Source organism: Betaproteobacteria bacterium (genome assembly GCA_016709965.1).
Taxonomy (GTDB): Bacteria; Pseudomonadota; Gammaproteobacteria; order Burkholderiales; family Rhodocyclaceae; genus Azonexus; species Azonexus amarohabitans.
In genome coordinates, this window is the sequence record JADJLT010000006.1 from 966484 (window position 1) to 993305 (window position 26822).

Annotated in this window: 24 protein-coding genes; 7 read left to right on the plus strand and 17 right to left on the minus strand. The window is 56.9% G+C overall.

Annotated features, from left to right (window positions below):
* The first annotated feature begins 21 nt into the window (after positions 1 to 21).
* From lpdA to IPJ12_19065, 4 genes are all read left to right on the plus strand, one after another.
* Complete coding sequence (gene lpdA / locus IPJ12_19050; GenBank protein ID MBK7649194.1) at positions 22 to 1446, plus strand: dihydrolipoyl dehydrogenase; 1425 nt, start codon at positions 22 to 24, stop codon at positions 1444 to 1446.
* A 93-nt stretch (positions 1447 to 1539) separates the two neighbouring features.
* Positions 1540 to 2658: an AFG1 family ATPase gene (locus IPJ12_19055; protein MBK7649195.1), complete on the plus strand. Its 1119-nt coding sequence runs from the start codon at positions 1540 to 1542 to the stop codon at positions 2656 to 2658.
* Positions 2659 to 2668: 10 nt separating this feature from the next.
* Entirely contained in the window at positions 2669 to 3466 is a 798-nt protein-coding gene (locus IPJ12_19060; GenBank protein ID MBK7649196.1) for a hypothetical protein, read from the plus strand.
* On the plus strand, positions 3463 to 3708 hold the full coding sequence (locus tag IPJ12_19065) for a hypothetical protein (GenBank protein MBK7649197.1): 246 nt from the start codon (positions 3463 to 3465) through the stop codon (positions 3706 to 3708). Before IPJ12_19060 ends, IPJ12_19065 begins: the two co-directional genes overlap by 4 nt.
* Positions 3709 to 3741: 33 nt before the next feature.
* On the opposite strand, the gene IPJ12_19070 is transcribed toward IPJ12_19065, so the two are convergent.
* The 6 genes from IPJ12_19070 to IPJ12_19095 all read right to left on the minus strand — a co-directional run bounded on the left by IPJ12_19070 (position 3742) and on the right by IPJ12_19095 (position 9759).
* Positions 3742 to 4680, minus strand: a complete 939-nt coding sequence (locus tag IPJ12_19070; protein MBK7649198.1) for a chitosanase — start codon at positions 4678 to 4680, stop codon at positions 3742 to 3744.
* Positions 4681 to 4781: 101 nt separating this feature from the next.
* On the minus strand, positions 4782 to 5957 hold the full coding sequence (locus IPJ12_19075) for an iron-containing alcohol dehydrogenase (protein MBK7649199.1): 1176 nt from the start codon (positions 5955 to 5957) through the stop codon (positions 4782 to 4784).
* Between the two features lie 36 nt (positions 5958 to 5993).
* On the minus strand, positions 5994 to 6995 hold the full coding sequence (locus tag IPJ12_19080; protein ID MBK7649200.1) for an LLM class flavin-dependent oxidoreductase: 1002 nt from the start codon (positions 6993 to 6995) through the stop codon (positions 5994 to 5996).
* Entirely contained in the window at positions 6992 to 7912 is a 921-nt protein-coding gene (locus tag IPJ12_19085) for an EamA family transporter (protein ID MBK7649201.1), read from the minus strand. The genes IPJ12_19080 and IPJ12_19085 overlap by 4 nt, the downstream gene beginning before the upstream one ends.
* 74 nt (positions 7913 to 7986) lie before the next feature.
* Complete coding sequence (locus IPJ12_19090; protein ID MBK7649202.1) at positions 7987 to 9069, minus strand: alkene reductase; 1083 nt, start codon at positions 9067 to 9069, stop codon at positions 7987 to 7989.
* A 102-nt stretch (positions 9070 to 9171) separates the two neighbouring features.
* A complete protein-coding gene (locus tag IPJ12_19095; protein ID MBK7649203.1) occupies positions 9172 to 9759 on the minus strand; it encodes a TetR/AcrR family transcriptional regulator in 588 nt (195 codons plus the stop codon).
* Positions 9760 to 9952: 193 nt separating this feature from the next.
* Between IPJ12_19095 and IPJ12_19100 the strand changes: the two genes are divergently transcribed.
* Positions 9953 to 11287: an amidohydrolase gene (locus IPJ12_19100; protein MBK7649204.1), complete on the plus strand. Its 1335-nt coding sequence runs from the start codon at positions 9953 to 9955 to the stop codon at positions 11285 to 11287.
* Between the two features lie 471 nt (positions 11288 to 11758).
* Here the strand turns inward: IPJ12_19100 and IPJ12_19105 are convergent, their stop codons facing one another.
* The 7 genes from IPJ12_19105 to lysS form a co-directional block, all read right to left on the minus strand.
* Positions 11759 to 12124: a type II toxin-antitoxin system RnlB family antitoxin gene (locus tag IPJ12_19105; protein MBK7649205.1), complete on the minus strand. Its 366-nt coding sequence runs from the start codon at positions 12122 to 12124 to the stop codon at positions 11759 to 11761.
* A complete protein-coding gene (locus tag IPJ12_19110; GenBank protein MBK7649206.1) occupies positions 12121 to 13167 on the minus strand; it encodes a type II toxin-antitoxin system RnlA family toxin in 1047 nt (348 codons plus the stop codon). Before IPJ12_19110 ends, IPJ12_19105 begins: the two co-directional genes overlap by 4 nt.
* A gap of 69 nt (positions 13168 to 13236) precedes the next feature.
* Complete coding sequence (locus IPJ12_19115) at positions 13237 to 13725, minus strand: hypothetical protein (protein MBK7649207.1); 489 nt, start codon at positions 13723 to 13725, stop codon at positions 13237 to 13239.
* A gap of 111 nt (positions 13726 to 13836) precedes the next feature.
* Positions 13837 to 15108, minus strand: a complete 1272-nt coding sequence (locus IPJ12_19120) for an aminotransferase class I/II-fold pyridoxal phosphate-dependent enzyme (GenBank protein MBK7649208.1) — start codon at positions 15106 to 15108, stop codon at positions 13837 to 13839.
* A 65-nt stretch (positions 15109 to 15173) separates the two neighbouring features.
* Positions 15174 to 17165, minus strand: a complete 1992-nt coding sequence (gene mnmC, locus IPJ12_19125) for a bifunctional tRNA (5-methylaminomethyl-2-thiouridine)(34)-methyltransferase MnmD/FAD-dependent 5-carboxymethylaminomethyl-2-thiouridine(34) oxidoreductase MnmC (protein ID MBK7649209.1) — start codon at positions 17163 to 17165, stop codon at positions 15174 to 15176.
* A complete protein-coding gene (locus IPJ12_19130; protein ID MBK7649210.1) occupies positions 17087 to 17581 on the minus strand; it encodes a hypothetical protein in 495 nt (164 codons plus the stop codon). The genes mnmC and IPJ12_19130 overlap by 79 nt, the downstream gene beginning before the upstream one ends.
* Before the next feature lie 123 nt (positions 17582 to 17704).
* Positions 17705 to 19219, minus strand: a complete 1515-nt coding sequence (gene lysS, locus IPJ12_19135; protein ID MBK7649211.1) for a lysine--tRNA ligase — start codon at positions 19217 to 19219, stop codon at positions 17705 to 17707.
* A 448-nt stretch (positions 19220 to 19667) separates the two neighbouring features.
* On the opposite strand from lysS, the gene IPJ12_19140 reads away from it, so the two are divergent.
* Positions 19668 to 20021 (plus strand): hypothetical protein, encoded by a 354-nt coding sequence (locus tag IPJ12_19140; protein MBK7649212.1) that lies wholly within the window; start codon positions 19668 to 19670, stop codon positions 20019 to 20021.
* Between the two features lie 178 nt (positions 20022 to 20199).
* Here IPJ12_19140 and IPJ12_19145 read toward each other — a convergent pair whose 3' ends face one another.
* The 4 genes from IPJ12_19145 to IPJ12_19160 all read right to left on the minus strand — a co-directional run bounded on the left by IPJ12_19145 (position 20200) and on the right by IPJ12_19160 (position 25756).
* On the minus strand, positions 20200 to 21516 hold the full coding sequence (locus tag IPJ12_19145) for a pentapeptide repeat-containing protein (protein MBK7649213.1): 1317 nt from the start codon (positions 21514 to 21516) through the stop codon (positions 20200 to 20202).
* 369 nt (positions 21517 to 21885) lie between these two features.
* Positions 21886 to 22356: a PEP-CTERM sorting domain-containing protein gene (locus IPJ12_19150; GenBank protein MBK7649214.1), complete on the minus strand. Its 471-nt coding sequence runs from the start codon at positions 22354 to 22356 to the stop codon at positions 21886 to 21888.
* Positions 22357 to 22613: 257 nt separating this feature from the next.
* The gene (locus tag IPJ12_19155; GenBank protein ID MBK7649215.1) at positions 22614 to 23747 is read right to left on the minus strand and encodes a PEP-CTERM sorting domain-containing protein; all 1134 of its coding nucleotides are present in this window, start codon (positions 23745 to 23747) and stop codon (positions 22614 to 22616) included.
* Between the two features lie 83 nt (positions 23748 to 23830).
* Positions 23831 to 25756 carry a hypothetical protein gene (locus IPJ12_19160; GenBank protein ID MBK7649216.1) on the minus strand — a complete coding sequence of 642 codons (1926 nt, stop codon included), beginning with the start codon at positions 25754 to 25756 and terminating at the stop codon, positions 23831 to 23833.
* 339 nt (positions 25757 to 26095) lie between these two features.
* Between IPJ12_19160 and IPJ12_19165 the strand changes: the two genes are divergently transcribed.
* Positions 26096 to 26761 (plus strand): response regulator, encoded by a 666-nt coding sequence (locus tag IPJ12_19165; protein MBK7649217.1) that lies wholly within the window; start codon positions 26096 to 26098, stop codon positions 26759 to 26761.
* Positions 26762 to 26822: the final 61 nt, after the last annotated feature.

The following is a 26822-nucleotide window of genomic DNA, read 5'->3' on the forward strand; positions in this document are numbered from 1 at the left end:
TTAAGATCTGAAAGGTTATTCATGTCCAAGCAATTTGACGTGCTCGTTATCGGTGGTGGTCCCGGCGGCTACATTGCAGCCATTCGTGCTTCGCAGCTCGGTTTTTCCGCCGCTTGTGCCGAATCCAATTCGTATGCCGATCCCAAGGGCGAGCCGCGCCTCGGTGGCACCTGCCTGAACGTCGGCTGCATTCCATCCAAGGCGCTGCTCCATACCTCACACTTGTTCGAGGAGGCTGGCCACAGCTTTGAAGAGCAGGGCATCAAGGTTGGCAAGGCTTCCATTGATGTGCCTGTCATGAAGGCGCGCAAGGATGGTGTGGTCAATCAACTGACCGGCGGCATCAAGATGCTGCTTAAAAAGAACAAGGTTACCTTCCTGCCGGGCCACGGTTCATTTGTCGCCAAGGAAGGCGAATTCTGGAAGGTCAAGGTTGGCGAAGAAGAAGTGCTGGCCAAGCAAGTCATTGTTGCTACCGGTTCAAAGGCTCGTCACCTGCCGAATCTGCCGGTCGACCAGAAAATTGTCATGGATAACGAAGGTGCGCTGAATCAAGAATCCGTGCCCAAGAAACTGGCCATTATCGGTGCCGGTGTCATTGGTCTGGAAATGGGTTCGGTCTGGCGTCGTGTCGGTTCAGAAGTGACTGTCCTCGAAGCCATGCCGGATTTTCTGGCTGCCGCTGATGTCGACGTTGCCAAGGAAGCGCTCAAGTTGTTCTCCAAGCAGGGCCTGAACATCCAGATGGGCGTCAAGATTGGCGACATCAAGGCGACCAAGAAATTAGTTTCCATTGCCTATACCGACAAGGATGGCAAGGAACAGAAGCTGGATGCTGATCGCCTTATCGTTTCGATCGGCCGCGTGCCGAACACGGACGGCCTGAATGCTGAAGCCGTCGGCCTCAAGCTGGATGCCCGTGGTTTCGTCGATGTTGACGGCCACTGCCAGACCAACCTGCCAGGTGTCTGGGCAATTGGCGACGTCGTTCGCGGCCCGATGCTGGCCCACAAGGCCCACGAAGAAGGTGTCATGGTTGCCGAACTGATGGCTGGCCAGGCTGGCCACTGCAATTTCGACACCATTCCCTGGGTGATCTATACCTCGCCGGAAATCGCCTGGGTCGGCAAGACCGAACAGCAGCTCAAGGCCGATGGCGTTGCCTACAAGTCAGGCAAAGTGCCTTTCCTGGCCAACGGTCGCGCGCTGGGTATGGGTGATCCATCGGGTTTCGTTAAAGTGCTGGCTTGCAAGGAGACTGACCGCATTCTGGGTGTTCATATCATCGGTGCCAATGCCTCGGAAATCATTGCCGAGGCCGTGGTGGCGATGGAATTCGGTGGTGCTTCGGAAGATCTCGCCCGCATCTGTCACGCTCACCCGACGCTGTCGGAGACCGTGCATGAAGCGGCATTGGCTTGCGACAAGCGCACATTGAACTTCTAATCAGCCAGTCGGCTGTGCAAAAGGCGGGTTGCGGTAACGCACCCGCCTTTTTATTTGGCAGAATACGCTTTTACCCAACCTTGACTCATCGCGATGCCCCATAAAAAACTGAATGTTGCCGCGCAAGGCATGCTCGATGCCTATAAAAATCTGCTCGATGCTCGTGGCTATGTGGCTGATGATGCGCAGATGACTGCGGCCAATGCATTGCAGGATCTTTATACCAACCTGTTGTTTTTCAAAGTTGATCGGGGCAGCACCTTCAAGCGTTTGCTCTCGCCCCCCAAGCCGCCGAGAGGTGTGTATTTCTGGGGTGGCGTCGGGCGTGGCAAAAGTTTTCTGATGGACTGTTTTTACGATGCGGTGCCATATCGCCGCAAGAAACGTCTGCACTTCCACTCGTTCATGCAGCAGATTCATCGCGATCTCGAGAAATACAAGGGGGAACAGGACCCCATGCTGCGACTGGCCGAATCGATCGCCAAGGATATTCGTCTGCTCTGTTTCGACGAATTCCACGTGTCGGACATTGCCGATGCCATGATTCTCGGTCGTCTGATGGATGGCTTGTTTGCGAATGGCGTGATCATTGTCATGACCTCGAATTACCCGCCTTCCATGCTGTATCCGAATGGCCTGCATCGAGAAAGCTTTCTGCCGACTATCGCATTGCTGCAGAAAAATCTCGACGTTTTCGAAGTCGATTCTGGCGTCGACTACCGATTGCGCGCATTGGAGCAGGTTGAAATCTTTCATCACCCAGCCGACGACGCAGCCGAGACAAAAATGCTCGATTACTTCCGCATGGTTGCGGGTGAGGAAGGCAAGAAGGGCGGACAGATCGAAGTACTTGGCCGCAAAATTGACACGGTGCGCCGCGGCCATGGCGTGATCTGGTTCGATTTTCGCACCCTCTGTGGTGGCCCGCGTTCACAGAACGATTACCTTGAAATTTCACGTGCCTACCACACGGTCCTACTGTCGCAAATTCCGAAAATGACTGCGCACCACTCGTCGGAAGCGCGGCGACTTACTTGGCTGGTCGATGTTTTCTACGACAATAAGGTCAAGTTGATCATCACCGCCGACTGCGCTGCCGAGCAGCTATACACCGAAGGTACACAGGCTAGCGAATTCATGCGTACCGTCAGTCGTCTGACCGAAATGAATTCGCGTGAATATCTGGCACTGCCGCACATCGTCGCGCCCTGAGGATGAAAATTTGAAAAAAGGCCTGAAATTCCTGTTGACCGTAGCAATCACGCTATGGGTTGGCCTGGTGGCTGCGCAGCAATTGGAGATCGTTGAGCTGCGCAGCAAGAACGCCGATCAGGTCTTGCCGACGCTGTTGCCGCTCGTTGAGCCGGGCGGCACGTTGACCGGCATGAACAACCAGCTTTTTCTCAAGGCCTCGCCGCGTAACAGGGCAGAAATCAAGCGGGCGCTGGCGGCCATTGATACGCCGACCCGACGCCTGATCATCCGGATTTCGCAAAATCGTCAGGCCGAAGAGAACTCGCGTGGCGCCGAGGCCAGTGGGCAGGTCGTTCTCGGTAGTACCCGGCGCAGCAATCTTGATGCCCGCGTCTGGGATACGAAGAGCGTGCGCGGCGAGAGTGCGGCGCAGATGGTGCAGACCGTTGAGGGTGGCCAGGCTTTCATCCAGGTCGGGCGTTCGCTGCCGATTCCAATGCTGCAAGTGGTGGTCGGGCCAGGTGGTGCGGTGATCAATGAAACGGTGGTTTATCAGGATGTCGGCCCAGGCTTCTACGCTACGCCCCGGCTCAATGGCACTCGGGTGACGCTCGATATCAGCCAGCAGTCGGCCAGCCAGGGCGGTTATGGCAGCATCAACAGCCAAAGTCTATCAACGACGGTTTCCGGGCGGCTGGGCGAATGGATAGAGTTGGGTGGCAGTGGCCGTCAGGCCAGCGGCAATCAGGGCGGCGCGCTCAATCTTTCAACCAGCGATGCGCGTGACAATCGCTCTATTTGGCTAATGGTAGAGGAGGTCGAATGAGCAATTTGAAACGGCATATCGGACAAAAGATCGCATTGGTGACCGCTGCATTTTGTGCGCTGCTGGCTTTGCCGGCTTTTGGCCTGTTTGTCTGGTTATGGATGGAGCGCGGCCTGGCTGATTCCTGGGTGCCCAGTGCGCTGGCCAGCGTCGCTTTCCTTGGCGCTTGTACAGTGGTGCTCTATGTTATAAGCCGACCGCAACCCCCGTTGCCGGCGAACGGAATTCATTCCGACACTTAATGCAACTCGGCGAAATTGCTGTCGCCACCGCTTTCAGCTTTGGTCGACGAGACCGCTGATCAGCGCTGGCTCTGCCACGCCGGTCATCGGCAGCCCTGCGCTGGCTTGGTATTTCTTCAGCAATAGCACGCTGGTCTGCCCGAAAATGCCGTCGGCCTTGATGGCAATACCATTATCCGACAGGCCCAGTTGCAGCAGTCGTACGTCCAGTCCGCGCGCCAGCGGCGTTTGCAGCGTAATGCTGCGAGTGCCCGGGTGCGGTCCGTCGTAGCAGCCGGGTGGGGTGGCGCGCAGCGTGCTCATTGAAATTTCGGCGCCACGGATAACCAGCGGTAGTTCCAGCCCCCAATAGCCTTGCTCGATCAGCCGCTGGAAGGCATTCATGCGGTAAGCCGTCTTGCGCAGGTCGCTGCGTGGATGTGTGCTCAGCCAGGCGTGGCGCGTATTGACGTAAGCCTTGATCCAGTTCTTCTCGCCCAGCGCGGTCAGGCTCCCGGCTTGGGCGATGGTACGGTCGCGTATCGCTTTCCACGAACCATGCACTGTACTGTCGTAGACCACGGCGACGCCGAGTGGCGAGGTGATACCAAGCCTGGCAGCATTGCGCGCTGCCGGTTGCCAGTAAACGTCGTCAAAAAACATGTCCTGAGTTTCACGCATGATCGGGTCATCAGCCGTGGCGCGGAGCAAATTGTGCAGCCTGAGTTCGCTATCCAATGCGAAATCAGAAGCTTCAAAACGCGGCAACCAGCGCGCCAGCCGATGGCTGAAGCGGCCACCATCATTGGCGCAGTAGCGCTGCAACAAGTCGAGTAAATTGCCCGAGCCCAGCGTCGTTTGCGAGCGCCCGAAGGTGAGATGCCCGGTGTCGCCGGGTATCACGGTGACGCTACCGTAGTCGCCAAGGACAACGCCGGTTTCGAAAAGGTTGACGATCGATTGCGCGGTCTGCTTCTGAGTCGGGGTCAGCATGGTGAATGATTCCTTCCGTCTGGGTTATCGGATGATCACAGTCGAAACTCGGTTCAGCATAGCACCACGGCATTGATCCGGCATTGCCAAAATAATGCGACTCAGTCCTCCTTGGTCGGACGAATGGCGCAGGCGGCGAAAATGATCCGCTCGGTCTTGGCGTCATCCAGTTCGGCGTGACCGCCCAGCGTGGCATTGCCATGCTCGCGCAGTGCCTGCATGACTTTGCTAGCAGCTTCGGGATCGGCTACGTCGGTATCCGAAAGGTGAACTGGCATGCGCAGGCTATGGTAGAAGGCTTCGATGGCGGCAATCGTATCCTCGGCGCTTGGCTGGCTCAGGCCGAAGACATTGCGACCCATCTGTTCCAGCTTGGCGCGTTTGGCTTCGATTGTTTCGCGCAACAGCCAGGGCTGGATGATCGATAGCGTGCGTCCATGGTCGATGCCATACAGCGCCGTCAATTCGACGGCCATTCTGTGGGTCGCCCAGTCCACCGGCACGCCAAGGCCGATGACGCCGCACAGCGCCTGGTTGGCGGACCACATCATGTTCTGCTGCCAGCTTATTTCGTGCCGCTGCTCGAAGGTGTCGGCCAGGGCTTTCAGGGACTTCATCACGGCTTCGGCATAACCGTCCTGAACAAGGGCGCCGACCGGGTAAGTGATGTATTGCTCGCAGACGTGCACGAAAGCATCGACGACGCCGTTTTCAAGCTGGCGATCCGGCAGGCTGGACATCACCTCAGGGTTGAGGATGGCGAAGCGCGGCCGGGCAGGCGGCACGAAGAAAACGCGCTTTTCGTGCGTTGCCTTGCGGGTGACGACGGCGCCCGCATTCGATTCGGAGCCGGTGGCCGGCAGGGTCAATACAACACCAACCGGCAGGGCTTCTGTCGGCACATATTTACCACTGACGATATCCCAGCCATCGCCCTCATATAGCGCGGCACAGGCGATGAACTTGGCGCCATCGGCGACCGAACCACCACCGACGCCCAGAATAAATTCGATTTTTTGCTCTTTTATCCGGTTGACCGCAGCAGTCAGTGTTTCGAGCGTCGGATTAGGTTCGACACCGCCAAATTCGACCACGGTGTGGTCCGCCAGCGCTTGCGTAACCTGATCGTAGATGCCGTTCTGCTTGATCGAGCCGCCGCCATAAAGCAGCATGACCTTGGCGTCACGCGGAATCAGCTCGCCGAGTTTGGCGAAGCTGTTCGGCCCGAAATGAATCTGCGTCGGGTTGTGGTAACTGAATTCAAAAGTATGTGGCATGTGTTGTCTCCTTGGGTGCTGGTAGCGGCCAGCAGTTTATTGTGCGAAAAAACCGGCGGTGATTTCAAGGGATCGCAGGCGTAGCGCCGGATCGAAAATATCGCTGACCAAGATCATTTCATCAGCCTTGGTTGCTTCTTTCAAGGCAAGCAGTCCGTCACTCACGGTATCCGGTCCGCCGATCACTGCAGCACCCAGGAAGTCACCGATTGCGGAACGTTCCTGTGGATGCAGACCCGCCAGATAGTCGGCGACAGGCGGTGGCAAAGGGCGACGGTCGCCACGCAGAATGCCGAGCACGCGCTGATGAGTGCTGCTCGCCAGAAACTCGGCTTCATCATCGCTCTCCGCCGCGATCACCGGCACGCCGATCATCAAGTAAGGCTGGGCGAGCTTGGCTGATGGGCGGAAGTTGCGACGATAAATGTCGATGGCCTGCAGCAGCATGGCCGGTGCGAAGTGCGAGGCGAAGGCGTAGGGCAGGCCGCGCTCGGCGGCCAGACGGGCCGAGAACAGGCTGGAGCCCAGCAGCCAGATCGGCACGTCGGTGCCGTTGCCCGGCACTGCCACGACATCTTGACCTGCCTGAAGGGGGCCAAGCAGGCGCTGCAGTTCGGCCACGTCGCGCGGGAAATCAGCTTCGGTTTCAATGCGGTCACGGCGCAGGGCGCGCATGGTCATATGGTCGGTGCCCGGGGCGCGGCCCAGGCCAAGGTCGATGCGGCCGGGATAGATTTCAGCCAGCGTACCAAAGGCCTCGGCAACCACCAGCGGCGCATGGTTGGGCAGCATGATGCCGCCCGAGCCAACGCGCATGCGGCTGGTCGCCCCGGCAATGTAGCCGACCAGCACCGCCGTGGCCGAACTGGCGATGCCTGGCATGTTGTGATGTTCGGCCACCCAGTAGCGCGTGAAGCCGAGTTTTTCGACATGGCGGGCGGTGTCGCGGGCAATGGCCAGCGCCTCGGCAACCGTGCCGCCTTCGCGTACAGCCACGAGGTCGAGCATCGATAGTTTTGTGGATTGCAAAGGGGTCATGACTGTTCCGTTACGGGTTTGGCGATCACCGGGGCACGTCGACTGGCTGCCCAGCTGAGCAGTGAAAGCAGTGCCAGGCCGCTACCTATGAGCAAAATGCCGGCGACTTCGCTGGTCTTGAATTCCTCGCCAAAAGTCAGGCGCGACGAGAGGATGGCAACCACCGGCGTGCCGAGCACGGAAAGGCTGGCTTCCCAGGCCGGTACGCGATCGAGGATATAAATCCACAACCACCAGCACAGCGCGGTACTGGCCACTGACATGAAGGCAAGGATGCCGATGAAGGAAGGCGTCCAGTGGGTCGGCTGCTCCGGCACCACGAGTGCAAGCAGGACCAGCGGCACCGCACCAAGGGTCATCTGCCAGGTGGTCAGCGTCAGCAGGTCGACCGGGGTCGTCGAGCGCAGGCGCTTGATCAGGATGGTTCCGGTCCCCCAGCACAAAGCCGCCATCAAGCCGAGGAATTTGCTGAACAGACTGGCATGCATATCCCATGGTTCAATGATCAACAACAGGCCGGTCAGCGTGCATGCTGCGGCCAGCCATTGCTTGCCGCGAACACGCTCGCCGAGGATCGGCCAGGCCATCAGCAGCGTCCAGATCGGCATCGTGAAGATAAGTACTGCCGTCTTGCCCGGGCCGCCTTCGACCAGCGCCCAGGTCTGGAAAACCATGAAGCCTGCCACCTGGGTCAGGCCGATGCCCAGTGTCTGCCACGGGGCGACTAGCATGAACGGTCGTCCCATCAGCTTGAGGACGATAATCAGCGACAACGCACCGCCCACACAGCGTTCGGCGGCGAAGGCAAAGGGTGGCGCGTAAACCAGCCCGTGCTTGGCCACCACCCAAGTGTAGCCCCAGGTGAGCGAGAGTACGACCAAGGCAAGTGCTGGTAGCCAGCGGCGATATGAGGGCATGAAATTTTTAGGCAAGTGGTTGGCAGGGAGGCCGTGCCCGGACAATTCCGCTCACGGCCAAGGTTGAAAGGCGATCAGTCGGCCAGTGCCGGGTAATCGATGTAGCCCTCGGCGCCACCGCCATACAGCTTGTCGGCGCGTAGTTCGTTCAAGGGCTTGTCCTCACGCAGGCGGCGAACGAGGTCCGGCGTGCTGATAAAGGGGCGGCCGAAGGCGACCAGGTCGGCCTTGCCGCCGGCCACCTCTTCGATGGCCATTTCACGGGAGTAGCCGTTATTGACCATCCACGCGCCGGGATAGCTGCGGTGCAGGGCTTCGTAATCAAAAGCCTTGCCTTCCGGTGTGCGCGTGCCACCGGTTTCACCTTCGATGATGTGCAGATAGGCCAGGCCGAGCGGGGCCAGTTTTTCGACCACATAGCCATAGAGTGTCTGAGGATCGCTATCGAGCGGTGCGGTAAAGGTGGTCATCGGGCTGAGGCGAACGCCGGTGCGGCCGGCGCCGATTTCTTCGCTAACCGCCTGCATCACTTCCAGCAACAGGCGGGCACGGTTGGCGATGCTGCCACCGTATGGCCCGCTGCGGTCATTGATGCTGTCGCGCAGGAACTGTTCGATCAGGTAGGTGTTGGCGGCGTGGACTTCGACGCCGTCGAATCCAGCATCAATGGCATTGCGGGCGGCGCGACGGTAGTCGGCTATCAGGCCTGGGATCTCATCGTCGCGCAGGGCGCGTGGCGTGGAAACCGGCACAAAACCGTCAGTCGTGTAGGTCATCGCCTCCGCCGCATTGGCGGTTGAGGACACGGGCGCTTCGCCTGCCGGCAGCAGCGAGGTATGGGAAATGCGGCCAACGTGCCAGAGCTGAAGCACAATCTTGCCACCCGCCGCATGCACGGCGTCCGTCACCTGGCGCCAGCCGGCGATCTGTTCCGGCGAATGAATGCCCGGGGTGTCGAGGTAGCCCTGGGCTATCGGGCTGATCTGGCTGGCTTCGGAAATGATCAGGCCGGCGCTGGCGCGTTGGCGGTAATACTCGACGGTTAATGGGCCGGCGACATTGCCCGCGATAGCGCGGTTGCGCGTCAGTGGCGCCATGATGATGCGGTTGGCGAGGGCGATGTCGCCGATGTTGATGGGGTCGAACAGGGAAGTCATGGTGAGTCTCCTAGAGGGATGTATTTTTGCAAGATTAGACCGGTCGTCTAAGCAAGTTGGTTAAAAATTAGCCGTCTTGAATTGCGGCCGATTGGATTTTGGTTATTCAGCGTTAAGCAGTTTTTGAGTGAAGGCCATCGCGTTTTCCAGCGATTTGCGGTCCCGGTGCAATTTGCCAATCAGGCTGGCACCGAGCCAGAGTTGATAAAGCGTCTGGGCAACCGGCAAGGCTTCCAGTGCGGGCAGGGAACCATCGGCAACACCATCGTCAATAACTTGGGCAATTCGGGCGATCACACGATCCGTCCCGTCGCGCAGGGTCAGGCGCATGGCATCGGACAGATCAGCCACCTCCGCCGCCAGCTTGACCACCAGGCATTTCTGGTCGGTGCATTCATCGCACTGCGAATCCAGCCACTGCTGCCAGTAACCAATCAGACGTTCGCGGCCCGACAGGTCTTCGGCCCCGAGCAGGGTATCCATGGCGGCCAGCCGATATTCAAAATAGTCCTGCAGCAAGGCCTGGCCATATTGTTCCTTGGATTCGAAGTAGTGATAGAACGAACCCTTCGGTACCCCGGCCGTCTTCAGAATCTCGTTCAGACCAACGCCAGAAAAGCCCTTGCCGGCGATGATCCGGTGTCCGGTTTCGAGAATGTGCTGGCGTGTGTTGTCGTGACGAGTGTTCATGGGATGGGAGTTTGCCTAAAAATAGACCAGTCGTCTAGTGGTATTTTCGTAGCTATGTTTTACAGGATTGTTGGGCGATTGCCTCAATTCGGCCAGAAGCGGTCTTTGCCTGACTTAATGCCTATGTCGGCAACCTTTAGCGGACTTGATATACTAAATCAGCATCAGTTTGAGGATTTCGTCATAATCTGGCTTGGAGTTCGACATGCAGCCATTGCTTCGTGTAATCGCCGTTGTGCTCACAGTTGTCTCTTGGAACACCTGCGCTCAACAAGACCCTCCGCTGCGTTCTCAGGTTGACGACTTAACCAAGCAGCTAGAGCCAAAGTTAATTTCCTGGCGTCGAGATATTCACCAGCATCCCGAATTAAGTAACCGTGAATTCCGAACGGGAAAATTGGTTGCAGAGCATCTCAAGCAACTCGGATTGGAGGTTCGAGCGCCTATTGCTCGAACGGGAGTAGTTGCCGTTTTGAAAGGTGCTCTCCCCGGTCCAGTGGTTGCGCTCAGGGCAGATATGGACGCGCTTCCTGTGACTGAACAAACCGGACTTCCGTATGCGTCGAAGACAAAAGCCACGTGGCTTGGCCAAGAGGTCGGTGTTGCCCATGTCTGCGGTCACGATGGTCACACTGCAATACTAATGGGCGTTGCTGAAGTGCTGGCTTCGTTAAGGGCTCGTGTCGAAGGCACTGTAGTTTTCATCTTTCAGCCGGCGGAAGAGGGGCCTCCTTCTGGCGAAGAAGGCGGAGCTGCTTTAATGATCAAAGAGGGCGCACTCAGGGACCCTGTGCCATCCGCAATCTTCGGACTTCACCTCAACAGTCGCACCCCTTTAGGAAAGGCCGGTGTTCGTGCAGGTCCATTCATGGCTAGCGGCGACACATTCAAAATTGTTGTCAATGGAAAGCAAACTCATGCAGCTTTACCCTGGTTGGGTGTTGATCCCATTGTTTTGTCATCTCAGGTCATACAAGGCATTCAAACCATCGAAAGTCGTCAGGTGAATGTTCTCCTCGAACCGTCAGTGATCACCATTGGCATGATCAACGGGGGAAACCGCCCCAATATCATTCCGGACATTGTTGAAATGAGCGGGATGATCCGTGCGCTTGATGAGGGAATGCGTACGGATATTCAGCAACGCGTTACTCGAGCTGCAGAAAAGATTGCTGAAAGCGGAGGTGGTAGTGCTACCGTGTCAATCACACCAAACTATGACGTAACGGTGAATGACGAATGTCTTGCTATGCTGGCTACCGAGTCCCTCAAAGCAACCTTGGGGTCTCAAAATGTATTCGTTAATCCCAAGGTAACTGTCTCAGAGGACTTCTCGGCTTACCAGAAAGTCATTCCTGGCCTGTTCTATTTCCTTGGAGTCGTACCACCCGGAACGAAGCCTGAAACGGTATTTCCGAATCATTCACCGCGCTTCTGGCTGGATGAGCGAGTATTGGCTATTGGCGTACGAACCATGACGAACATTACGCTCGACTATCTCTCAGCCAACAAAGCCAAAATCAAATAGTAATCTGATATTTGATTGGGAATGTCCGATATATAGCTTGGCTGCCGTTTGTCATCTCAAGATGGAAGGTCGCCTTAGGGGCACATTTGGGCTGCCCAACAAGGGTAGCTCTATGCCATCATGACGCACAGGCCCAATGTTCAGCGACCAACAGAGAAGATGCCTTATTGCTTACTCAAATGCGTGTACGCAACAACAATGCTTGTCGTCCAAGGCTAGCGCAGCGTATCTATCCGCTTGCTGAAGCGCGATCCGATGAATTTGTTGCAATGCTTATTGGATTGTCATTGGCGACATTCAGCCAATCGTTGGTCATTGTGCTACGACGACAGAATCGTGCTTTTCAACGCTGTTATGCATCTGTTGCACAAAGTTAATTATTTCAATAACTTATTGCTTGATGCGATTGGCTCAACGGGCAAAAAATTAGGGCGCATAAAGCGCCCTTTGTCTTTTTGGCTTAGCGGCTAGTCAGAACGGTATGCCTTCGCGAAGCGCGAACCGCATTGCATTGGATAACAAAGAAGCGTCGACCTCAGGAAGATGTTCGCGAAGTATCGAAGCGGAAGCCTTGGAGTAGGCCTCATATTCTGACTCAGCTCTTTGGAATCGTGGTGACGTGAAATGTTGGCCATCGAACTCGCCAACAAAGTACCGGTTAGTCTTATTGCCGTGAGCTAGCAACAAATCAAAAAACACTCTCCCTGCAACCTTCTTTTTTCGAAGGTCGCGTTCTATCGCCCCAATTTCCTCCATAGGGTTCAAAGCGCATGTCGCAAAGACGGCTGCCTCAACCCCTGGTGCCGGGCGGCGAGAAACGATGAAGTGTTTATTCACTTGGTAAGCTTACAGTAAAACCGCTCAATTATATCAAAGACTTGACTGACGATCGATTGCGCTTCAGCCAACGAAGCGATCACACGAGATGTTTGCGGATCTGCATCCATATGTGCAATTCCATGTCGCTGCACTGCATATAGCGTATAGCAGTCGACCAACAGAGAGCACAACGGTTCCCCGGCTTTTGCGGCGACAGTTTCGTGCATAGCATACGACCCAACTGTTTTTCCTTGCGTGAAATATTCACCAAAGGAATCGGCTTTGCTAGGCTGGAATCCTGCGTTCCACAATTCTGTCTTTATAAACCCCTCCAAGCCACGAAGAGCAGGAAACGCTACTGCGCCGTAGTCAGGCAGATGCAGATCCACCTTGGTCATAACCAAAGCTGAGGTGAGCTGGGCGGCAACAACCGAGTCCAGTTTCGCTACTGAGAATGGCAGTCGGCCCTCAAGCTCACTACGTACTTCTTTGACCGAAATCGGCACAGAGAACGTTTCAAGCTGAGCTTTGACCGCCTCATTGTAGGGGAGAACAGTCGAGAGGAAATCTTGTGCGCAAGCTGCAAGCATCGCCCAACGGCCTTGTAGCTGAATCGTCCCGTTATCGTATTGCTTGACCGTGAGAACGTCGCCCTGGTGGCCTTTGAATCTTGTCAGAAGATAACCGTGCTCAGCTTTCTGTATCTCGATTGCTCCCTCTGAACTCAGGTATTTCAGAAGGTTTTCTGCATGCTCACCAGGAAATTTCGGAATTGAAATTTGAAATGCGCCACCATTGCCAGCCGTGCAGTAGGCCTTAATCTGGTCGGCAACCTTGGTGAAAACATCGGCGCTAAAGCTGGCCATTTTCGTCAAAGTCGTAGTGCCATCGCTGTTTTCGTAGACACTCAGTCCGAACTTGCTTCCATCGATTGACATCGACATCTGGAACGTGTTGCCAACTTTTTCGTATTTATAGTCTTGGGCACCAAGAGCCTCAACGGCTTGCTGCATTTTCTTGCGGTCGATGTTGATGCTTTTGTATGGGTTTTGAGATGCCATGATGTTGATCTTGTAGGTGTAGGCTGATGCGAAAACGTAATTCCTACATCATACATTACGCTTGCTAGGTCATTCACCAAACAACCACCTGGCGTCATTTGGATTTGCTCGACGCCACTTTGCGAAATCGATATTCCCTTCGATGAGTTCTGCTTCTTTCCAAGCGCTGATATCCTCATTGGATGCATAGGGCCAGCCGAACTCCTGCACAAGCTCTTTCACCATATCTGTAGTGCGAACCGGTGCCGGTTGTGCCATCTGCATCCGGACGATGCTGCGAACGATAGAGCCATGCTTCGAACCAAAGCGCGCGGTATTCCTGATTGATCGGATGTCTTCCGGATCAACGGGGAGCTGCTGGGTGATCTCTGCATCAAGGTTGGCGAGCTGCGCGATCAGTTTTTTCTTCGCTAAACGGATCTCGCGAAATCTTTGTCTCTGTTGCACAAAGATATTCTCCAGCTCGGCTTCCTCTTGATCGAGCAGGGCTAGCTTGCCGCTCGAATAGGCTCGTTCACGTATCAGTCGGCAGAGGTCGTTGCTGATGTATTTCGGCATCTCCCAACGCTAGCAGTGCTAGGGCTGGGTGTCTTGTGCAACAGATGCATAATTGCGCTTTTCAAACTAAAAACCCGGCACTCGGCCGGGTTTTCGTAGAGTACCTTTTGATCAGGCGGCGTTGAGTGCCTGATCGAGATCGGCAATCAGGTCGTCGATATGTTCGATGCCGACCGACAGGCGGATCATATCTTCGGAGACGCCAGCCTTGGCCATTTCGGCAGCGGACAACTGGCGGTGCGTGGTCGAGGCCGGGTGGCAGGCGAGTGTCTTGCAGTCGCCGATGTTGACCAGGCGGGTTACCAGTTGCAGGGCGTCCTGGAATTTACCGCCGCCTTCGCTGCCGCCCTTGACGCCAAAGCTGAGGATGCCGGAAGCGCGACCGCCCATGTATTTCTGGACCAGCGCGTGGTCCTTGTGGGTGGCCTGACCGGCGTAGTTCACCCAGGTGACTTTTGGGTGGTTTTGCAGGAAGTTGGCGACCTTCAGCGCGTTGTCGCAGATGCGGTCCATGCGCAGGGCGAGGGTTTCGATGCCTTGCAGGATCATGAAGGCGTTGAACGGGCTGATGGCGGCGCCCATGTTGCGCAGCGGCACGGTGCGGGCGCGACCGATGTAGGCGGCGGGGCCGAGGGCTTCGGTGTAGATCACGCCGTGGTAGGAAACGTCCGGCTCGTTGAGGCGCTTGAACTTGGTTTTGTGTTCGGCCCAGGGGAACTTGCCGCTGTCGATAATGATGCCGCCGAGGCTGTTGCCGTGGCCGCCGAGGTATTTGGTCAGCGAATGGACGACGATGTCGGCGCCGTGCTCGAAGGGGCGGCACAGGTAGGGCGAGGGCACGGTGTTGTCGACGATGACCGGCACGCCGTGCTTGTGGGCAATTTCGGCCAGCTTTTCGAAGTCGGTGACGTTGCCCAGCGGGTTGCCGACGGATTCGCAGAAGATAGCCTTGGTCTTGGCATCGATCAGTTTCTCGACAGCGGCTGGGTCGTTGTAGTCGGCAAAGCGGACGTCGATGCCGTACTGCGGGAAGGTATGGGCGAACAGGTTGTAGGTGCCGCCGTAGAGCGTGCTCGACGAGATGATGTTGTCACCAGCCTCGGCAATAGTCTGGATCGACGCGGTGATCGCCGCCATGCCCGAAGCCATGGCCAGGCCGGCGATGCCGCCTTCCATCGCGGCGACGCGCTTTTCCAGCACGTCCTGCGTCGGGTTCATGATGCGCGTGTAGATGTTACCGGCAACCTTGAGGTCAAAAAGATCGGCGCCGTGCTGGGTGTCGTCGAAAGCGTAAGAGGTGGTCTGGTAAATCGGCACCGCCACGGCCTTGGTGGTCGGGTCGGGCGAATAGCCGCCATGGACGGCAATGGTTTCGATCTTCATGCGTGTCTCTCTTTTGTTTTGTGGGTTAAAAGTGAAGTCTAGCAGGCGTTGAAGGCGGCCGGTGCTTAACTATGCTCGTCAGATTCCGGCTCGGTTTGACGCGCCGCTTTGATCAGGAATCGGCCGGGATCGAGTGCGTCGACGAGGTCGCGCTCGAGCGGTAGCGGCGCGCCTTCGAGCTGGCTGACGAGCAGCTCGGCCATCAGCGCCGACCAGACAATGCCGCGTGCGCCGAAGCCTTGCATGCAGTAAAGGCCGGGCTGGCGGGGGATGTTATGCAGGCGGGTGTTGGGCGTGGCGGCCATGCTGTCCGGCACGGCGCCGACGATGGGCAGGCGGTCCGGTGACATCGGGCGAAAACCGACGCGGCCGTGCAGCGTGGTGGGGTCAAGGCCGGCGGCGAAATCGGGCAGGGTCAGGCGCAGGCGGGCGAGGTTGTCACTGTGGTCACTTTCTCGTTCGGCGGTGTCGTCGTCTTCATAGGACAGCGAAGCACCAATCAACTGGATGCCATCGATTTCCGGCATGGCGTAGCCGATCTGGAAGAGGACGGCATTGAGCGGGTTGCCGCTTGCAGCGGGCAAATGGCTGACTTGCCCACGGCCCGAGCGTTGTGGCAGCCAGGCGAATTGCTTGAAACGGGGCGCCGCGGCACCGCTAGCCATGATCAGCACGGGTGCTTCGGCCAGCACGTTGCCGTCAACGTCGAGCGCCTGCCATTCCGTTTTTGGCCGAATTATCCGGTTGACCGTAGCATTGAAGCGAACCGTGACTTTTTCGGGAAAAGCGGCCAGCGCGGCGCGGCAGACGGATGGTGGCTGCACCCAGCCACCGCTCGGGAACCACCAGCCACCGATATCAACTGGCTGACCAAGGTGGCGGCTGGCCTCCTCTTTTTCTACAAACTGAAGCACTTCGGGCGGGAAGCCCAGTTGCTCGACGGCGCGGCGCTGCTGTGCTTCATGCTCCGGTTCGCGGGCCAGATGCAGCACGCCACAGGGTGACCAGCGGGCCTCTGGCAAGCTGGCGAGCAGGGCGCGGGTGGCGAGAAATCCGGCGCGGGTGAGGCGGGAAAGGCGATTGTCGTCGGCGCTGGGCAAGGGGCGCAGCATACCGGCCAGATTGCTGGAGGCGCCTGTACCGGGCTCTGCGGACTGCTCCAGTACAGTGACTTGCCAGCCGGCAGTGGCCAGCGCGTGAGCTGTTGTGCTGCCGGCAATGCCAGCGCCGATGACGATGGCCCGGCGATCCGTCGGCGCGACATGGCGATCTGGGCGGCGTGAACGAAACCGGCCGACCAGCATCTGCCGCTTGCCGACCGGGCCGGGGCGTTTTTCCACGTCGAATTCGGCATCCTTGAGCGCTTGCCGGACATGGCCGGCAACCGTCCACGTCGCCAGGGTTGCGCCCGGTGCCGTTAGCCTGGCCAGGCCTTTACAGAAATGCGGCGACCACAGCTCGGGGTTCTTGGGCGGGGAAAAGCCGTCGAGGAAAAAAGCATCGACTGACGCGTCGACCGTACGGAGTTGGGTCGCAGCGTCACCGAAGATCAGCGTCAGGATGACTTGGCCGCCATCCAGATGCAGACGGTGCATGCCCGGCGTCAGTGGCGGCCAGTGCTTTTGCAGTTCCGCCGCCAGTTCGCCGAATTCCGGCCAGGCTTGCTGGCAGGTGGCGAGGTCTTCCACGGTCAACGGGAATTTTTCAAAAGAAATGAAATGTAGTCGTCGACAGCGCTGCGGGTCGGCGCGCCAGGCTTGCCAGGTGGCGAGAAAATTCAGGCCAGTCCCGAAACCGGTTTCGAGAATGACGAAGCGGTCTTTGCCCTGCCAGCGCTGCGGCAGTTCGTTGCCACCGAGAAACACATGCCGGGCCTGCGTCGGGCCACCGAGGGCGGAGTGATAAACGTCGTCAAAGGCAGCAGAGTAGGGCGTGCCGTAGGCGACGAACTCGATCCTGGCGGGCTGCAGTTTTTCCACTAATGCAGGCGCGAGTGCTGGCCTGTGGAGGGAGTTGGGCTGGCGGCCGTCGAGGTATAGTCGAGCGCCAGATTCCATTGCGCATGCTCGGCACCAGCACGCAACATGGCGCATAACGCCTGCAGCAAATCGGGGGGCAGACCGAGCTGGAAACTGCGCTCGCGGCCTTCGCGGAACGTCAGGTTGTACGTGCCGTCGCTCAGCGTGTCGAACTTGACTTCGTTAGTCAGCAGCGGTGTCGAGCCCAGTGGGTAGGTGGCATTTTCGTCAGCGAAGGGCTGCTCGAAACTGGCGGCTTCAGCCGGCGGAGTTTCCCCAACAACCGGCTGCGGTGCCCCTTGTTTGCCGATCAACCCGGCCAGATGCGGCCAGAGTTCGCGGAGGAAGCGTCGCGTAAACCAGATGCGGTATTCCTCGTCAGCCTGCGTGGCGATTCGCAGGATCAGGCGATCCTGGAGGTGGTCGTTGGCGATTTGCAGCTGACGGATTTGCATCAGAAATTACCGGGAAAGCTTGATGCGTGAGCGAGCGCAGCCAAGACAAGGCGTACGGTTCCGCCGCATAGCAGCGCTATGCAAGGTGCCGTGCAACGCAGTATTGGCAAGCGCAGCCACGTATCACTCAGGGCGCATGGAGGGGAAAAGGATGACATCCCGAATCGCCGCCGCATCGGTCAGCAGCATGATCAGTCGATCAATCCCGATCCCACAGCCACCGGTTGGCGGCAGGCCGTATTCCAGCGCGCGAATGAAATCGGCGTCGTAATACATTGCCTCTTCGTCGCCAGCATCCTTGGCCTTCATCTGTTCCTGGAAGCGCGCTGCCTGGTCTTCCGCATCATTCAACTCGGAGAAACCATTGGCGATTTCACGCCCGACAATGAACAGCTCAAAGCGTTCCGTAATCTCCGGATTCGTATCGGAAGCACGGGCCAGCGGCGAGACTTCGACCGGGTAATCGATGATGAAGGTCGGTTCCCAGCACTGGGCTTCGGCACAGGCTTCGAAAAGCTGCAATTGCAGGCTGCCCAGTCCGCCTGCCTTGACCGGCTCGCCGAAGTGCTTGATCTTGGTTTTGAGGAAATCGGTGTCGGCCAACTCGGCATCGGAGAATTCCGGATGCTGGCGCTGGATAGCCTGGTTGATGGTCAGGCGATGGAAAGGCTTGGAGAGGTCAAGTTCGCGGCCCTGATAGACGAAGACTTCCTTGCCCAGCGCCTCGCGGGCGGTGTGGCGGAGCAGGCCTTCGGTGAAATCCATCAGCGTGTGGTAATTCGCGTACGCCTCGTAGAATTCCATCATCGTGAATTCCGGGTTATGGCGCGGACTCAAACCTTCGTTGCGGAAGTTGCGGTTGATTTCGAAGACCTTCTCGAAACCGCCAACGACCAGGCGCTTCAGGTAGAGCTCCGGGGCGATGCGCAGGAACTGCTGCATGTCGAGCGCGTTGTGGTGCGTGACGAAAGGCTTGGCCGAGGCGCCACCGGGGATCGGATGCATCATCGGCGTTTCGACTTCCATGAAACCGTGGCCGGTCATGAAATTGCGGATCGACGACACGATGGCCGAACGGGCGCGGAAGGTGAAGCGAGTTTCCTCGTTCATGATCAGGTCGACGTAACGCTGGCGATACTTCATTTCCTGGTCAGCCAGGCCATGGAACTTGTCCGGCAGCGGGCGCAGCGACTTGGTCAGCAGGCGGATTTCGGCGGCCTGGATGGACAGCTCGCCGGTCTTGGTCTTCATCAGGCTACCGGTGACGCCAATGATGTCGCCCAGATCCCAGGTCTTGAAGTCGGCATAGACCTCTTCGCCGACGCGGTCGCGGGTGATGTACAGCTGGATGCGACCCGACAGGTCCTGAATGGTGGCGAAGGATGCCTTGCCCATGACGCGCTTGAGCATCATGCGGCCGGCGAGCTTGACTTCAACTGGCAGCTCTGCGAGTTCTTCAGTCGTCTTCTCACCATAGCCTTCGAGGACTTTGGCAGCGGTGTTCTCACGCTGGAAGTCGTTCGGGAAGGCTTTCCCGGTCTTGCGCCACTCGGCCAGTTTGGCGCGGCGCTCGGCGATAAGCTGGTTTTCGTCCTGCTGAACCGGCGCTTGCTGTTCGGTATTGTCGGTGGTGGCCATGAGGGAAGATCCTTCAAAAATGGGGTTTGCTGCGGTCGACCGCGTAAAACACTGAATTTTCGCCGATTTAGGGGGTGCCCGACAAGGATCATTGATACGCGGGCTTGGTCTCCGGGACGAGCGCCTGCGCTGCGCGATGCGCCGATGTAAGCGATTGGCAAGCGGCAGCCTACGAGAATTTGATCAAATTGGCTTTTGCGGCCGGCTTCGGCTGGGGGAATGGCCCACGAGGGGCGGATATGAGCCGGAAGGTGGCTGCTACGGTCAACTGGAAAAAGCGACCAAAATCCGAATTTCCGTGATTGCTACCTTTGGGCAAATAACAGCTATCCGAGTAATTACCCAGACCCGGTAATGAATCGGCGCGTTCTCTCAGTGCACCAACAAGGGCATAATCTTCATGCGGGAGACTGTGTGAAGCGACCTGCCAACGAAGAGAGAACAATAGATGCGTTTCAGAAATCCATTACCAACGATAGCCGTGCTCTGCGCCACCGTGCTCAGCGGCCCATCGACGGCAGCCGGCCTGAATGTGCTGGGCTTCGATGACATGAGTTGCGCTGCGTGGACTAAATCCAAAGACGATCCCGATCTGCGCACAAGCTATATCGTCTGGGTGCGCGGATTCCTGACCGGGCACAACTACGCGGCGCCCAATCAGCAGGTATCGACCATTTCCAGCGGTACCGTGGAAATAAAACTGGACCAGTTCTGCAGACGAAACGCTGGTGGATTGTTCAGCGATGCGGCCATGCGCATGAGTGACGAGCTGTCAGGGCGGAATCAGCCGATCCGGAAATAATGGCTTGTGGAATCTGGCTTCGCAGCTTAATGGAAAGCCATTCAATATTGGTACTGAACGGTGATGCTGACAAGCGAAAAGTCAGGCAGCGTTATCCCGGATAATCGGGGATTCCACGGTCAACCGGAAAATATTGGGAAAAACGAAATTTTTCTCAGCTAGCCAGGCGCGCAGCCATCTACCCGCCATTGTATTGAGACACGCTGCGCGTACGCAGCACCTTGGCCTTTGCTGCGAGAAGCTCGGCATGTTTTTGCAATGCCGGCTCGATGATGGCCGGTTCGATCACTTCCAGTAACGCCTCACAACTTGGGTATTCCAGCGGATCAAGAACCCAGTTGTACTTGACCCATAAGTCCTTGAGCATCGGGAAGGCGTCTTCGCCCTCGGCGATGATGGGCACCAGCGGAACCATGTAGTCGGGCACGATGGCCTGCAATTCGAGCGGACTGGAACGCGGATTGGTGATGTCGGCAATGATAAATCGGCTGAGTCCGGCGAGTGTCCGAATGGTTTCCGTCAGATCACGTTCCTGCGGTTTGTCAAAGTCGAAGATCATTGGCAGGTAACCGCGTTCGCGCAGTCCGGAACGCAGCGCATCAAGCACCGCCTTTCGCTCGGCGGTGAAGCGGCCAAGGATCAGCACCCCTTTTTTGCATACCGTGTCGAGTACACCTCGAATTTTGGGGTTGTTGAGCAACATATAAACAAATTGGGCAACCTCGATATTGTCCACCGCCACGTCGGGCTGCCCACTTGGCGTGACAATCAGATCCTGGCGCAAACCGTCGTCTTCGTTGAACTGGACATCCCAGGCCGAGATGCCATAAACCCGGCAGCCACACAGATTGGTTCCCCGCAGGTCGGCGCCAACGAGGTTGGCACCCGATAGATCAGCGCCACTCAGGTTGGCTCCCTGCAGCGAGGCGTGGGTGAGATTGGCATCGCGCAGGTCGGCGTTGGAGAGATCGGCGCCATTCAGGCAGGCAGCGCCGAGATTGGCACCCGTTAAATCTGCGTCCACAAGCTGTGCATGGGTCAGGTCGGCACCGCGCAGGTCGGCTTCCATCAGACGGGCAGCAGTGAAACGTGCATCGCGCAGGCTGGCGCCTTGCAGTTTTGCACCTTTCATCGCCATCCACTGCAGGTGCTCGGTATTGAACACAGCATGATCGAAACGAACGCCACGCAAGTCCGCGTAACCTAGCACCACATCGGTGAACGTCCCGCCACGCAAATCGATGGCCGGTGCAGTCAGCGAGCGAATGTAGTCGCCTTTGCCCCAAAGGCCATGTTTGCCGCTCCCCGTCCCTTTGGCATGCTGAACGTAGTCGGCTTGCTGCCCTAACTTGTATTCGCTCCAAGCAGACAGTGCAATTTCCCGCTGTTCATGGCGGATCGGCGATTTGATCAAGACCTGAAAGGCTTCCAGATCCAATGTGCTGCCTTGGAAGTTTCCGGAACTGGACGATGTGCTCGAATCGGTCATGGGCATCTCTGGAATTGGGTGCGGCGCCAAGTGTCAGCAAGTATTTCGATGCGACAGCGGGCAGAGGTTGCGGTCGATTCTACCGTGATGGCGACGGCATTTCCTTTACACCGTTAAAGGGGATAAATACGTTTCGCGGAAAATCCGCATCTCCACGGTCAACTGGAAAAAATTGAAAATATGAACGCTCGCTATAAGCCCCGGGCGAACTCAGTCGGAATTCTTGGTCAGGCGATAATTTGCAGCAGTGATTCAGAAATCAAGGTCAGATCCCTGTTTTTCACAGCCGCCTGCGCTCGGAAGGAGCGAATAAAATTCATCGCTGCGTTCGGATTCACCGAAACAAGGTAGCGTAGCTTGGCTTCCTCCGATGCGCTAATTGCTGTGAGAGCGGCATTTTGCAGCGCCGCCTATAAAAGCCAAACCAACTGTGAGCATCAATAGTGCGGAGGGTTCAGGTACAGCGGGAATTTGGCTGACAACCGTTATGTTGGCGCTCGCAAGCGCCCCCCCGAGACCTGCCATCAGCTGTGCCGTGCCCAAGCTGAGTGCGCTGACCCTTACGATGCCGGATGTTTCGCCGGTTGGAATTGCCATTGTTGAAAAAGTATCGAAAACGCTGCGATCTGAGCTGCTTAAGGTAATAAACGTGACTTGGCTCGCAGGAGTATCCAGCAAAACCTGCAGTGGAATTGGTGCGGTTGGCTCGTTCATGGAGCCAAGAACGCTGTAAGTCGAGCTGATGTTGAAGCCCAAGAGTTCCGCGGCACTTGCTTGGAAGGTACTGAGGCTCAGTGCTGCCAAGAGTGCAACGGTCACAGAAAGATTCATCAATTTTCGGGGCATGGCAATCTCCTTTCAAGCCGGTAGGCTGACACGGTGTCAGCCATAACACGCGGCTGGTAGATATGAATATCTCAAGTGGGTAGATGGGGCGGTGCTCATTTGTTGTCGGGTGTAGCTCGGATGTTTCCGGTAAATGCAATTACCTTCATGAGAGAGAATACGTATCAGCGGTGCGAGAGAAATGCCGCTGGATGTCCTTTTTATTACCAATTTCCCGATATGCTTTGGTTCATTGAAATCGTGAAATTGGCAGATCCCTATTTGAGGCCAATCAATTTTCGGGACCGCTTCCCTCCAACGGCGCCCAGCATCGCCAATCCGGCCAGCAGCATCGTCGCGGCGGTCGGTTCTGGTACGGGCGTGAGCAGGTAGGCGTGACCGTTTCTGTCTCGGGCGATGATTTGTCCCAATTCGTTGATACCGTTTGCCTCAGAAAGTCCGACGCCAGCAGGTAAGGTGACCAGTGAATTGAGATCGTACATGCCGCTACCGTTGAGGCCAGTGACGAAGGCCGACATACCGTTCATGGAAGCGGACCACCCGACGACCTGCCCCTGATCGTTGAGGCCGTTGGCCCAACTCTCGAAGTCGTCGCGTTGGGCGAGGTTACCCAGATCACGCATGTTGCTGCCATTTGCATCGGTAAGAAAGGCGCGGTTATAGCCAGTTGCGGTGGTTGATGTGCCGGCAACCTGGCCAAGGTTGTTGATGGCATGCCCATAGCTGACATTGCCACCCAATGTGCCGAGGTCGCGCATGTTGTAGCCGTTCTCATCGGTGATGAAGGCATGCATGAACTGGTTCGGTCCTGCGGCATAGGCATCTCCTGTTACTTGGCCTGCATCGTTGATGCTGTTTGCTGAGCTGAAGGCGCTACCGAGGGTACCGAGATCCCTAAAGCCAGAACCATCCGCATTCATAATGAAGGCGTGGCTGTAAGGAAATATGTTTTGGTCATTAAAAATACCGGCCATCTGTCCGCGGTTATTGATGCCTGTGGCTTCTGTTGACCAGACGTTGGGTGGGCTGATATTCGTCAGTCCGATGCCTTGGGGGCCTGTGGTAAAAGCTTGGTAAGTGCCGGCGTAGGATCCTCCTGCAACTTGCCCGGCATCGTTGATGGCGAAAGCCTGACTGGTGGCAAAACTCAACGCTGGTGTCAGCGTGCCCAGATCGCGCATGCCGAAGCCATCGTTTTGCCAGAAATAGGCATGGTAAGGACCACCTAGAGATGTCGTCGAGAACCCAACCACCTGACCCGATTCATTGATGCCGGTTGCCCAAGTGGTTCCGCCACCGAGCGACCCCAGGTCAATTGCGTTGTAATTGGGAACTGCTCCGGCCTGAGCTGCAACCAACAGAAACGATGTAATAGTGACTTGGAATTTCATTTCGGTATAACCCCCGTTGCTGAGCGCGATTTCTGAAGTGGCAGCGACCGTTTCAGTTTACGGATGCGCCGGTTACAAACGGGTTACATGCGGTTAAGTTCGAGCGTTTTCAATAATCCCTTGCAGCGCTTGTCTGCTGGTGCCAATCGCAGGAAATTTTCCAGAATGGGGCTCGGGTCGGGGATTGTTGAATTATGGATTGCCGCTTCAGCAACGGCATAAGCAGCGCGCAAGCCGGTTCGCAGGAGCGTTTCGCGGTGCTCGATGATCCATGGTTCGCTGTCGTCGTTGGATAGGAAATTGGCGGGGATTGTCAGCAGCAGCGTAGAGAGTTGGCTCGTGTCTTGGCTGGTTTCGGCTTCATGGAATGCGTGTTGAAACTCGATGCAGTCGATCCGGCAAAGACCAGCAACCAGTGAAATATATCCATGCTGGATGACCACCCAGGGTAGAGGTGTTTCGCTTTTCTTGCAGCCCAAATGACGAAGTCGCCATAGCGCCACCTTGAGGTTGTTGCGGGCGACATCGCCATCAGCATCGGGCCATAGCAGGTCGCAGAGGCGTTCCGCGGAAACCTTGTAGCCACCGAGGACGATCAGGGCCTTAAGTAGTGTCTTGGTGCGGGTGCCATGCCAATCGCGGTCATAGAGTCTTTTTCCGTTGATTTCGACGCATAGCTCGCTAAAGGTGGTGATCTGGACCGGGCGTGGGTCCAGCTGGGGCATCGTGGCGGGTTTTGATGGCGGGTTGAGGCGGGCAAGTAGTTGGGTGATGAACTCTGGGCGGCGCAGGTTGCAAGGGAGCGTTTCGCCGGTTGGAATGGCGGCGCGGGCGCGATCAAGTGCGCTATGGGCCAGGTCCGGGCGGCCAAGTTCAAGGTACAGCTGCGCTTCTTCGAGTGCGCCGCTAGCGGTTAACAGATGGGCGCCAGCTTTGTTCCAGCCGTCCACGCTGGCCGCCAGCCAGTTCAAGGCGTGCTCGTGTTGTCCGAGATCGGCAAGGGCCTGTATGGCAAGGAGGCTCGATGTCCTTTCGGCAACTGCGCTGTAGCATCGCTTTGCCATCTGGATGGCAGTTTCGGCATGGAAGAGGGCGGCTTCGGGGTGGCTTGTGAGCAGTTCAGCTGCGCCGAGAGCGTAGTGGGTATAGCTGCGGTGATAGTGCTTGTGCGATGGAATGCTGTGCGCTCGAATCCGATCAGCGATGGCTTCAAGTTCTGCCGGTTGGTCGTTGGCAACGGCAAGGGAGAGCAGGCGATGTCCCATGCTGAGTAGCCAGAGCGGCGATGGTAGTCGATCAAAAGCAGGGCTGGAGATTAGTGTGTTCAGACATTCCCTGGCATCGCACAAATTGTTGCGGATCGTGTTGATCAAACCCAGGCTGGCCTGTAGATGAATTTTCGGGATCAGATTGATCTCGGGTTCCGGGCTGATGTAGGCGGCGTCGCGGACAATGGCATCAGCAACTTTCAGGCGGCCCGACATCAACTCGCAGTAGCCTCGCAGGCTGGCGTGAATGATCCGCTGGGCATCGGAGCCAGCAGCTTCGGCAGCGTCTTCCAGGGCTTCAAGGGTAACCAGGGTATCGTCCAGTTGGCCGGGGCCTAGCAGTTGGGCGATGGCTGTCTGTATGAGTAGTGCGCCTCGACCATGAGCGGAAAGTTCAGGCCGGGTGATGAGGCTATCGATGCGGATTAGCCATGTGTTGAATTCCCTGAAATCGTTTCCAGCTTCCAGTACTGAATTCATGCCAATGAGTGCGGCGGCGCAGGCTGCTTCTGTGTCGCCGTGACTGATCAAGGTATCGAAAAGGTGGGCGTCGTTGAACGGAGTTTCCGGATTGGCTGCGGCATACATCAGCCGGGCATACTCAAGTCCGCCGGCTGCACAACTCAGTGCTTCGACCGGGCCGGGGGGACGTAATTCGTAAAGCCATATCCAAGGAGGCAGATCATTCCTGATGCTTGCATGGCGTAAGTTCAGACGCTCAGTGACATAATCGTTTGGCATGATCGGATCATCGATCTTGTTTTCCCAATGTCATTGTATCGCTGCAAAAAAGTAGAGGGAATCAGAATTTATTCGGGATGTCACAGTGTGTCGATTTGTGCGCTGGATGTTCAGGGTATGGGTTTTTTTGTTGCTTTCTAATCTTTTGCGTTCGCTGTTTGACGGCAAGAAAACAGCAACGACATTGCTACGGTCAACCGGAAAAAATCATTATTTTCAGAATATTGAGATCAAATTCTGAATACGAATTTCCCCCGTTTTAGTGCGTAAATTCAAGATGATTTAATGCCGACATAATGTTATTATCAATAATAACATTTATCTCACTAGGGCCATTTCGTGGACATTCTGCTGATCGAGAGCTCACCGCTCTTTCGGGAGATTCTTCAACAAAGTTTTCGTCGTTTTCGCGGCGTGGTCTTTGTGTTGGCATCTTCCGGGAGCGAGGCGCTGGCGGCGAGCGAGAGCAGGGCTTTCGATTTCGTCATTGTCGCCGGGCAGCTTTCCGATGGTGACGGCTTGGCCCTGGCCAGGCAGTTGCGAGTGGTAGGGCGGGTTCCTGCGGCGCCCATTGTCCTGCTGACTGGCACGCCGACTAGCGAGTTGTCATTGCAGGCAACTCAGGCTGGAATTACCGAGGTATTTCGCAAGCAGGATCTGGATGAGCTCGTTGCCTTTACGCGCCATTTTCTGGCGGTGCATCAGCCCCTGCGTTGCCGCATACTCTATATTGAAGATGCGCTTGATCAGCGCTTGGCGCTTCAGGCACAGCTGCGGGACTGGGGGGCGACGGTGGATGCCTTTGAGTCGGCAGATGATGCGTGGCCGGCTTTTCTGTCGGGTGACTATGATCTGGTGCTGACTGATGTGGTGCTCGGTGGCAGCATGAGCGGTGCTCGCCTGATTAACCGTATCCGCCGCCTCGAACCGCCAAAGGGCAGCATTCCCATTCTCGCTGTGACAGCTTTTGACAGTCAGGCGCGGCGTGTTGAGTTGTTCCATTAGGGCATTGATGATTACGTTGCGAAGCCGGTTTTTTCCGAAGAGCTTCGGGCGCGTATCTACA

Bases quoted from the DNA above. Each gene is read 5' to 3' on its own strand.
- lpdA (MBK7649194.1), top strand. From the start codon at position 22: ATGTCCAAGCAATTTGACGTGCTCGTTATCGGTGGTGGTCCCGGCGGC.
- IPJ12_19055 (MBK7649195.1), top strand. From the start codon at position 1,540: ATGCCCCATAAAAAACTGAATGTTGCCGCGCAAGGCATGCTCGATGCC.
- IPJ12_19065 (MBK7649197.1), top strand. From the start codon at position 3,463: ATGAGCAATTTGAAACGGCATATCGGACAAAAGATCGCATTGGTGACC.
- IPJ12_19070 (MBK7649198.1), bottom strand. From the start codon at position 4,680: ATGCTGACCCCGACTCAGAAGCAGACCGCGCAATCGATCGTCAACCTT.
- IPJ12_19075 (MBK7649199.1), bottom strand. From the start codon at position 5,957: ATGCCACATACTTTTGAATTCAGTTACCACAACCCGACGCAGATTCAT.
- IPJ12_19080 (MBK7649200.1), bottom strand. From the start codon at position 6,995: ATGACCCCTTTGCAATCCACAAAACTATCGATGCTCGACCTCGTGGCT.
- IPJ12_19085 (MBK7649201.1), bottom strand. From the start codon at position 7,912: ATGCCCTCATATCGCCGCTGGCTACCAGCACTTGCCTTGGTCGTACTC.
- IPJ12_19090 (MBK7649202.1), bottom strand. From the start codon at position 9,069: ATGACTTCCCTGTTCGACCCCATCAACATCGGCGACATCGCCCTCGCC.
- IPJ12_19095 (MBK7649203.1), bottom strand. From the start codon at position 9,759: ATGAACACTCGTCACGACAACACACGCCAGCACATTCTCGAAACCGGA.
- IPJ12_19110 (MBK7649206.1), bottom strand. From the start codon at position 13,167: ATGGCATCTCAAAACCCATACAAAAGCATCAACATCGACCGCAAGAAA.
- IPJ12_19115 (MBK7649207.1), bottom strand. From the start codon at position 13,725: ATGCCGAAATACATCAGCAACGACCTCTGCCGACTGATACGTGAACGA.
- IPJ12_19120 (MBK7649208.1), bottom strand. From the start codon at position 15,108: ATGAAGATCGAAACCATTGCCGTCCATGGCGGCTATTCGCCCGACCCG.
- mnmC (MBK7649209.1), bottom strand. From the start codon at position 17,165: ATGGAATCTGGCGCTCGACTATACCTCGACGGCCGCCAGCCCAACTCC.
- IPJ12_19130 (MBK7649210.1), bottom strand. From the start codon at position 17,581: ATGCAAATCCGTCAGCTGCAAATCGCCAACGACCACCTCCAGGATCGC.
- lysS (MBK7649211.1), bottom strand. From the start codon at position 19,219: ATGGCCACCACCGACAATACCGAACAGCAAGCGCCGGTTCAGCAGGAC.
- IPJ12_19140 (MBK7649212.1), top strand. From the start codon at position 19,668: ATGCGTTTCAGAAATCCATTACCAACGATAGCCGTGCTCTGCGCCACC.
- IPJ12_19145 (MBK7649213.1), bottom strand. From the start codon at position 21,516: ATGCCCATGACCGATTCGAGCACATCGTCCAGTTCCGGAAACTTCCAA.
- IPJ12_19150 (MBK7649214.1), bottom strand. From the start codon at position 22,356: ATGCCCCGAAAATTGATGAATCTTTCTGTGACCGTTGCACTCTTGGCA.
- IPJ12_19155 (MBK7649215.1), bottom strand. From the start codon at position 23,747: ATGAAATTCCAAGTCACTATTACATCGTTTCTGTTGGTTGCAGCTCAG.
- IPJ12_19160 (MBK7649216.1), bottom strand. From the start codon at position 25,756: ATGCCAAACGATTATGTCACTGAGCGTCTGAACTTACGCCATGCAAGC.